An 8,021-nucleotide genomic window follows, 5' to 3' on the forward strand; every position below is an offset into this window, starting at 1 on the left:
CATTTGCTGAATATCGTCGGAGTTAGGGCCAATGTGTCTTGGCACAAAACTACTTAACTTTTGACTTTTTTGACTTTTTTCGTCCAGCACTTGCTGCTCATTAGACTTGAGAATAGGGGCGTTTAATACCACAAATTACTCTCCAGATGGTACTATTTCATATTTTGCAATAAATACTGATGAGAAGTAGATGTAACTTTTCAGTTCATCTAAATTCCATGACTTATAGCGGTTCTTGTTTACGTGAGGTACATCCACCCGTAGGGGCATGGCACTGCCCATTGGTGTCAACAAAAGCCTAAAAATAGCTTAACTCAGTGAACAGTCAACAGTTTTCAGTTATCAGGGGTATCAGGGGTATCAGCGTAGGTTTTGAAACAGTGAACAGTTAACAGTCATAACTGATAACTGTTAAATGTTGGCTTGCTCACCCGCCTTTAACTAAAGTTCCTCTCTTATAGCTAAAGTCTACTCAAGTAGACTAAAGATTTTTGGGTATATTTAGTCATCAACAGAAGACTTTCGCTATTAGCAAGGAACTGAAGTTCCAGGCGGGACATGGCTTTTACGTTAAGTTGACACGTATGGACACTGCCGTACCCCTACACCTCGTGATGTAATGTTGTACCGCATCTGAATGGGAACCGCTATATCTTCAGGTGGAGTTAGAGTTAACAATTCAAAATTCAAACATTTTAGACATTTCAGACGGGGATTTAAACCCCGACTGATACTGGTGCTACATATAGATGTAGGGGTCTTAAACCCTTGAACTTACGATAAAAGAGATGGGGCAGACAAGGGAGATGGGCGAGAAAATTTTACCTCATCCTCCTCATCCCCCTCATCCCCCTCATCCCCACTCCCCACTCCCTACTCCCCTTCCACCTGGGCGCGATACTCATCTGCTGTCAAGGCATCCTCAACTTCATCAGGGTCATTGACGCGCACTTTCAAAAACCACCCTTCCCCGTAAGGGTCTTCTGACACGTCTTCGGGAGAATTAATTAAAGCTTCATTGCGTTCTATAACTGTGCCTGTTACTGGTGAATTGAGTTCTTCAACGGCTTTTACTGATTCAATTGTGCCAAAGTTTTCTCCCCTAGTAAGAGCGTCGCCAACTTCTGGCAGTTCTAAAAAGACGATATCGCCCAATTCATGTACAGCAAATTCAGTAATACCAATGGTGGCAATTTCACCATCTATTCGCACGTATTCATGAGAATCCAGGTATCTGAAATCTTGAGGATATTCAAAAGACATATCACTTCCTCTCCCTTATCAAAAAAATTATTGTCCCAACAGTCATCAAAGCCATATCTGGTAATGAACCTTACTGTAGATTGACTAACTCACAACACATTATTCCTCAAAAACCTCGACGCTTATCAGTTGGCGACACGATTTTTTGACCGATAAAAGGGACGTTTAACTACAACTCCTGGGTAAGCTTTGCCGCGAATTTCGACTTCTAGTTGTTGACCAATGGTTGCTAATTGGGTAGGAACGTAAGCTAAGGCAATGGGATAACCAAGTGTAGGCGACAGAGTGCCACTGGAAATTTCTCCCACAACTTTACCTGCTGATAACACTTGATAGCCGTGACGGGCAATGTTGCGTCCTTGGGTTTGCAAACCGACCAATCGGCGCTGCACTCCAGTGGCTTTTTGCTGTGCTAAAATTTCCCGACCAATAAATTCGCCTTTGGTATCTAAATGAACTAGCCACCCCAAACCTGCTTCTAAGGGTGTGGTGGTGTCATCGATATCTTGTCCGTAAAGTGCCATCGCCGCTTCTAGTCGCAGAGTGTCTCTGGCACCGAGTCCACAGGGAATAACACCAGCATTATGAAGACTTAACCACAATTCTACCCCCACATCCGGGTCTACCATCACCTCAAAGCCATCTTCTCCGGTGTAACCTGTGCGGGCCAGGAAGGCAGGTTTACCTAGTAGGGTTGCTTCTAAATGTCCGAAGGCTTTGATTGGTTGTAAGTCTTCTTGCACTAAGGGCTGGAGATATTTAATCGCTTTTGGCCCTTGCACGGCAATTAAGGCTTTATCTGGTGAAAGGTCTTGGAATTGCACTTTATCCAAGTCAAGGTGTTGCAATAGCCATGCTTTATCTTTAGCAGAGGTTGCCGCATTGACGATGATAAATGCCTTCTGTATACCAATGGTGTCTTCACCTTGGTAATAAACAATGATATCGTCAATAATTCCGGCTTGGGGATTTAACAATACGGTGTATTGTGCTTGACCGGGTTGCAATCGACTCAAGTCTGAAGGCACTAGAGGCTGGAGTTGGGAAATAAGGTTTTTACCTTGGAGGGTAAATTTGCCCATGTGGGAAATATCGAACATTCCGGCTGTATTTCTTACAGCTTCGTGTTCGCGGCTAATGCCACTAAATTGCACAGGCATTTCCCAACCGCCAAAGCTGGTAAAGCGTGCTTTAAGTTCTACACCTACTTGATATAAAAAGGTTCGCGCCAGAGATTGGGCGTTGTTTTCTTGATTAGCCACAGGTAATTTTGCGATCGCACCTCAACATCTATAATCCTACGAGATGCTTTCTGGTTTTAGAGTCTTATGTATTGAATTTGGGAATGGGGCATTGGGAATGGGGCATTGAGCATTGGGCATTGGGCATTGGGCATTGGGCATTGGGCATGGTTATTTTCCTCATCTCCCTCATCTCCCCCACCTCCCTCATCTCCCTCATCTCCCTCATCTCCCTCATCTCCCTCATCTCCCCCACCTCCCCCATCTCCCCCACCTCCCCACTCCCCACTCCCTTGTCCCCTTCTGTAAGCTTTAATAGTTAATGGTGCAAGTGTTGAGATTTATTAAGAAGACATTATGAAATATTGGCGACTGTTAGCTAGCTTTGTCTTAGCGATGGTTCTTTTTTGGTTTCCCCTATCGGCGCAAGCTGCAAGTTCTTCCAGTATTACCCGTTCTGTGGGTAATGATGAACTCAAGGGCAAGGATTACTCTGGTCAAAGTTTAGTTGGCACTGAGTTTACCAATCTCAAATTAGAGAATGCTAATTTTAGCAATGCTGACTTACGTGGTGGCGTGTTTAACGGTACTCTGTTGGAAAGAGTAAATCTGCATGGTGCTGATTTTAGTGAAGGTATAGCTTATCTAACAAGGTTTAAGGATGCTGATTTAACTGATGCTGTGTTGACCGATGCAATGATGCTGCGTTCTACTTTTGATGATGTAAATGTCACAGGTACTGATTTTACGAATGCAATTTTAGATGGAATACAAGTGAAAAAGCTTTGTGTTAAGGCAAGTGGTGTGAATTCTAAAACTGGTGTGGATACACGCAAGTCTTTAGGATGTAAGTAGAATCTAACCCAATACGCTTGGGTTAAGGCTAAAACTATGTTACAAAGTCAATTTTTTTAACGAACCGCCAAGACGCCAAGGACGCAGAGAGAAGGAAGAAATGCTTAACTGAACTGTATTGGAATCTAACCCCTTCTTCGCTGGTGGAGAGGGGGATATTTTTTTAACTAATTACGAATTACGAATTATGAATTAGGCAAAGCGATCGCTAGTGATATGTTTCTCTTAAAAAGCTGGCATAATTTGCTCGAATTGTCATAGTAGTAGGATGACTTACACCTAAAGTTTGTTCGCAAATTTTCAAAGCTTGCTCAAACAAGGGTTTGGCTTTCCTGTAGCGTCTTGTATTCCGGTAGAGTGCTGCGAGATTGTTCAGACTAATGGCGACATCAGGATGATTATCTCCCAGCAGGCGTTTACTCACTTTTAAAGCTTCTTGATACAAAGGTTCGGCTTTGCTGTAGCGTTCTGTAGATTCGTAGAGTTGTGCTAAATTATTCAGGCTAGTGGCGACATCAAGATGGTTCTCTCCCAGCAAGCGTTTTCTCAGTTCTAAAGCTTTTTTAAGCAAGGGTTCAGCTTTGCTGTAGCGTCCTGTATAACAGTACAATGCTGCTAAATTGTTCAAGGTAGTGGCGACATGAGGATGTTCTTCTCCCACTAGGCGTTTCCACAGTTTCAAAGCTTGCTGATACAAAGGTTCGGCTTGGCTATAGCGTCCTATAGATTCATAGAGTAATGCTAGATAGCTCAAGGTAGTGGCGACATCGGTATGTTCTTCTCCCAGCAGCCGTTTTCTCAGTTTTAAAGCTTGTTGATACAGAGGTTCAGCTTCGCTGTAACGTCCTGTAGAATCGTAAAGTTGTGCTAAATTATTCAGGCTAGTGGCGACATCAAGATGGTTCTCTCCCAGCAGGTGTTTTCTCAGTTTTAAAGCTTGCTGATACAAAGCTTGGGCTTCGCTGTAACGTCCTGTAGATTTGTAAAGTCCTGCTAAATTGTTCAAACTAGCAGCGACATCGGTATGTTCTAAACCAAGACGATTTTGAGTCACTTCTACACACTGTTGCAACCAAGATTCTGCTTGCTGATAAAGTCCTTGACCTTGATAAAACCAGGCTAATTTGGTAAACAGAGTGATTAGATTTTCATCGCCCACATACTGGGATAGGTGGGTTGCAACTTCTATAATGTGCGGGATATGTGGAGTGAGGTTGAGAATATCTTCAAGGTTGGGCTGTTGCGGAATTAGCTTTGCTATCTCTAACATCATCGCTGCAAAGTTAGTTTTTGCTTCATCCGCCTCATTTGACTTATCCAACTTCATTTGGAGAAGTTGCCGAATTAGGGGATTTAGACGATAAATTCCTTTACTTTTCTGTTGTAGCAGATGCAACTCTAGTAAATCGGCTATAGCTTTCTGCCAAAGTTCTTGTTTTTTGTTATCTTCTATCGTCTCAAAAGATAAGGGAATGTCAGCTAAGGCAGACAAACTTAAGAAATAGCCAAAGCTTTGTGCATTTTCATCCAACTGCTCCCAACTTAATTCAAAAGCTTCAGCTACACCGTATTCATAAGGCATCAATGAGTTAGCATTGACTACTGCTTCATGTTCCACTCGCTTTTTCTCTAGCCGCTTCAGTAGTGTTTCCAGAGACAAATCTGGCATTTTATCCAGATATCGCCCTACTAGCTCTAACGCTAAAGGTGAATATCCTAAAAATTTACAAATTTTTCTCGCAACCCAAGGTTCTTGTTGCAGTCGTTCCCGAACCACCAGCGTTTTTAATAATTTCATCGCCGCCAATGGTTTGAGGATATCCAATTCGCTATTATATTTCGCCCTCAGGTAAGCTTGTAGCTTTTCTAGTTTGTCCCGATTGTTAGAAATAGCTAACTCAGGATAACTCTGAGCGAACTTGTGATATATCTCACCCAGCCATTTTCTGAAAGCAGCAATATCAACGTTTAATTCGCTGATAAGTTTAGCTTCTCTTTTACCTAAATTTTCATTATTAAAATACTTTAAAAAAACTGCTGTTTGCTCTAGAGATAAGCCATGAGTAGCAGCTTCTTTGGCTAGAAAATTAGCCCATTGCATAAACAGCTTGTGATATTTATATTTTTAATTCTACTTTGTCTCCATTTGGAAATATCCTCTCTTTGGGGTAAAAATACCATTTGCATAGAAACATTCAAAAGCAGTGGCTTGCCGTTAGGTATGGTCTCTTGGGAGCATCCCACTTTTTTACATGTCATTGCGAGGAACGAAGCAATCGCAAAATTCTTCTCTTCAAAACGAGTCCATGAGATTGCTTCGTCGTTCCTCCTCGCAATGACAGTTATTCTCAAGAGCAAAATAAAAACTGGGATGCACCCTGGTCTCTTGAGCCTTTGAGCCTCAGATTTCGAGTTTTGTACTCAAAATGGCTATGCAATGCCTACGACGGGCTATTCGGCGTTGCACGTTGTTAATTAGCAGAGGACACGGAGGAAGAGATTAAGAAGGAGCGATCGCCATTTAATGTTACACTTTGTAAGCGATCGCTATTCCCCTGCTTGTTGTTTGAGTAAATTGACCAAACTATCGGATAACCACAAACCAGCGTCACGGATAGCTTGAATCCCAGGAGATATGCTTGGGATTAGTCCACGTCTTTTTGCTAATATCAGCAAACCTCCTGTTCCAATAGTAGTAATACCTAAAGCTTGACCACAACGCCGTGCTGCCCTATCGTCAACAATAGCGGCACAGTCTGAATTTTTTAGTGCCAAACTCAATACTTGTGATTCTCCTTTTCCCAAATCCCAAGCTGCTACAACAGGATTAATAGTATTAACTTCTACTGTTTGTATCCAAGAAATACTGGGTAATTGTGTTGATGCGACATCATCTTTTGTTGTGACTTCTTCAAAAACACCTAATGGAACTATAATTTCTGTGAATAATTGTGGAAGTAATTGTGCTTGCTGACTTTTCAAAAGAACAATCAAAGGTGAAGAGTTAATAATTACACAATTAATCGACATTTGCCAGTTCCTGGGCTAACTCTTGGGCTGTATATTGCATAAAATCTACTTGGTAGCGTGATAAGGCATTAATAAATTCAGCACGAGTTAACCCAGCAATTTCTGCTGCTTTGGCTTGTGAAATGTCACCTAATTCATACCATTTAACTGCTGCTGCAATTCGCATTTCTTGGATGAATTCTTCAGGATTTTTCCGAAGTGCTGAAAATACTGTTTCTGGTAATTGGATTGGTACTGTTCGCATAATTTTATCCTCAGTTTATTAGAGAGTATTCCTCTGCTTAGAGTCAAGAGCGCTAATATTAACCTTTTGAACCTCGAAGCTGAGATATTGGGATAGGTAAGTTACAACTTCTGCAAGGTGGGGAATATATGGAGTGAGGTTGAAAATATCTTCACGGTCAGGCTGTTTAGGAATTTGCTTTGCCACCTCTACCATCTGCGCTACAAAAACAGTTTTTACCTTATCTGCCTCACTTGACTCATCCAACTTCATTTGGAAAAATTGCCGAATCAGTGGATGTAGACGATAAATTCCTTTACTTTGCCATTGTATTAAATGCAGTTTCCGTAACTCAGTTATAGCTTTCTCCCAGAGTTCTTGTTCATTGTCATCTTTTATCCACCCAACAGAAAAAGGAATATCAGCCAAGGCATACAAACTCAGCCAACAGCCTAAGCCTTGTGCATTTTCATCCAACTGTTCCCAACTCAATGCAAAAGCTTCAGCAACACCATATTCATAACGCATCAATGGGTTAGCCTTGGCGATTGCTTCGTGTTCCAGTCGCTTTTTCTCTAGCCGCTTCCGTAGTGTTTCCAGAGACAAATCTGGCATTGTATCAAGATATCGCCCCACCAACTCTAACGCCAAAGGCAAATATCCCAAGGATTTACAAATTTCTCTCGCAACCCAAGGTTCGCTTTTCAGTCGTTCTTCATCAACCAGCGATTTTAATAATTTCATCGCCGCCAATGGTTTGAGGACATCCAAACGTAATTGCGGCAAAGTTCTATCAAATTCCTGGCGCGTTGTCAGTTCCTGGCGCGTTGTCAGCAATACTTTAAACCGGGGTGATTCTGGGGGTCGATGGGGTGATTCTGGGGGTAGATTACGCTGAACCTGTGTTTTGTAGTCAGTGACATTATCAAACACCAGCAGCACTTCACCTTGTTGCCAATTTTGCCAGCAGTATTCCAGCCTATCTGCTAATTCCCAATCGTCCGGTGCAATGAGTTTAAATTTCAGTTCAGCAAATCTGAGAATCTGAATTCCGACATCTATTCCCTGTGCTGATAACCAGCAAACCCCACCTTGATAATTCTGCAAGTGCTGTTTGGCGTATTGGGTAGCGAGTTCAGTTTTGCCTACTCCACCCATACCCGCCACAGCTACAATTGCAACTTGCCGAGATGTTTGTAACTTCTGGTGCAGTTCTTCTAGTTCCGCCTCACGTCCCACAAATTTTTCAAATCGGACAGCAGGGGGAATATTTTGATGAATTTCTTTAATTGTGGGGTGGGCATCTTGCCCGCCATTATATTTTGCTCTCAAGCAAGCCCGTAACTTTTCTAGCTTACCCCGGCTTTCAGAATTGGCTAACTGAGGATAACTCTGGGCGAACTTATCAT

8 protein-coding genes are annotated in these 8,021 nt (G+C 42.3%); 1 reads left to right on the forward strand and 7 read right to left on the reverse strand.

What is annotated here, in order from left to right:
* Positions 1–873 precede the first annotated feature (873 nt).
* The 3 genes from gcvH to LC574_RS16100 form a co-directional block, all read right to left on the reverse strand.
* A complete protein-coding gene (gene gcvH / locus LC574_RS16090; protein WP_229454445.1) occupies positions 874–1,263 on the reverse strand; it encodes a glycine cleavage system protein GcvH in 390 nt (129 codons plus the stop codon).
* Positions 1,264–1,388: 125 nt separating this feature from the next.
* Positions 1,389–2,525, reverse strand: a complete 1,137-nt coding sequence (gene gcvT, locus LC574_RS16095; RefSeq protein WP_229454446.1) for a glycine cleavage system aminomethyltransferase GcvT — start codon at positions 2,523–2,525, stop codon at positions 1,389–1,391.
* Between the two features lie 64 nt (positions 2,526–2,589).
* Entirely contained in the window at positions 2,590–2,793 is a 204-nt protein-coding gene (locus LC574_RS16100; protein WP_229454447.1) for a hypothetical protein, read from the reverse strand.
* 68 nt (positions 2,794–2,861) lie between these two features.
* Here LC574_RS16100 and LC574_RS16105 point away from each other — a divergent pair, with 68 nt between their 5' ends.
* On the forward strand, positions 2,862–3,359 hold the full coding sequence (locus LC574_RS16105; RefSeq protein WP_229454448.1) for a pentapeptide repeat-containing protein: 498 nt from the start codon (positions 2,862–2,864) through the stop codon (positions 3,357–3,359).
* 208 nt (positions 3,360–3,567) lie between these two features.
* Here the strand turns inward: LC574_RS16105 and LC574_RS16110 are convergent, their stop codons facing one another.
* From LC574_RS16110 to LC574_RS16125, 4 genes are all read right to left on the reverse strand, one after another.
* On the reverse strand, positions 3,568–5,460 hold the full coding sequence (locus tag LC574_RS16110) for a tetratricopeptide repeat protein (protein WP_229454449.1): 1,893 nt from the start codon (positions 5,458–5,460) through the stop codon (positions 3,568–3,570).
* Between the two features lie 446 nt (positions 5,461–5,906).
* On the reverse strand, positions 5,907–6,389 hold the full coding sequence (locus LC574_RS16115) for a DUF3368 domain-containing protein (RefSeq protein ID WP_229454450.1): 483 nt from the start codon (positions 6,387–6,389) through the stop codon (positions 5,907–5,909).
* The gene (locus LC574_RS16120; RefSeq protein WP_193200542.1) at positions 6,379–6,633 is read right to left on the reverse strand and encodes a UPF0175 family protein; all 255 of its coding nucleotides are present in this window, start codon (positions 6,631–6,633) and stop codon (positions 6,379–6,381) included. The genes LC574_RS16115 and LC574_RS16120 overlap by 11 nt, the downstream gene beginning before the upstream one ends.
* Before the next feature lie 18 nt (positions 6,634–6,651).
* Positions 6,652–8,021 (reverse strand): NB-ARC domain-containing protein (locus tag LC574_RS16125; RefSeq protein WP_229454451.1); only part of this gene is annotated, 1,370 nt, incomplete at its 5' end.

This window comes from Nostoc sp. CHAB 5715 (assembly GCF_020829685.1).
Taxonomy (GTDB): Bacteria; Cyanobacteriota; Cyanobacteriia; order Cyanobacteriales; family Nostocaceae; genus Nostoc.

Excerpts from the sequence above, each read along its gene's own strand:
- LC574_RS16115 (WP_229454450.1), bottom strand. The coding sequence starts at position 6,389 with ATGTCGATTAATTGTGTAATTATTAACTCTTCACCTTTGATTGTTCTT.
- LC574_RS16105 (WP_229454448.1), top strand. The coding sequence starts at position 2,862 with ATGAAATATTGGCGACTGTTAGCTAGCTTTGTCTTAGCGATGGTTCTT.
- LC574_RS16110 (WP_229454449.1), bottom strand. The coding sequence starts at position 5,460 with ATGCAATGGGCTAATTTTCTAGCCAAAGAAGCTGCTACTCATGGCTTA.
- gcvH (WP_229454445.1), bottom strand. The coding sequence starts at position 1,263 with ATGTCTTTTGAATATCCTCAAGATTTCAGATACCTGGATTCTCATGAA.
- LC574_RS16120 (WP_193200542.1), bottom strand. The coding sequence starts at position 6,633 with ATGCGAACAGTACCAATCCAATTACCAGAAACAGTATTTTCAGCACTT.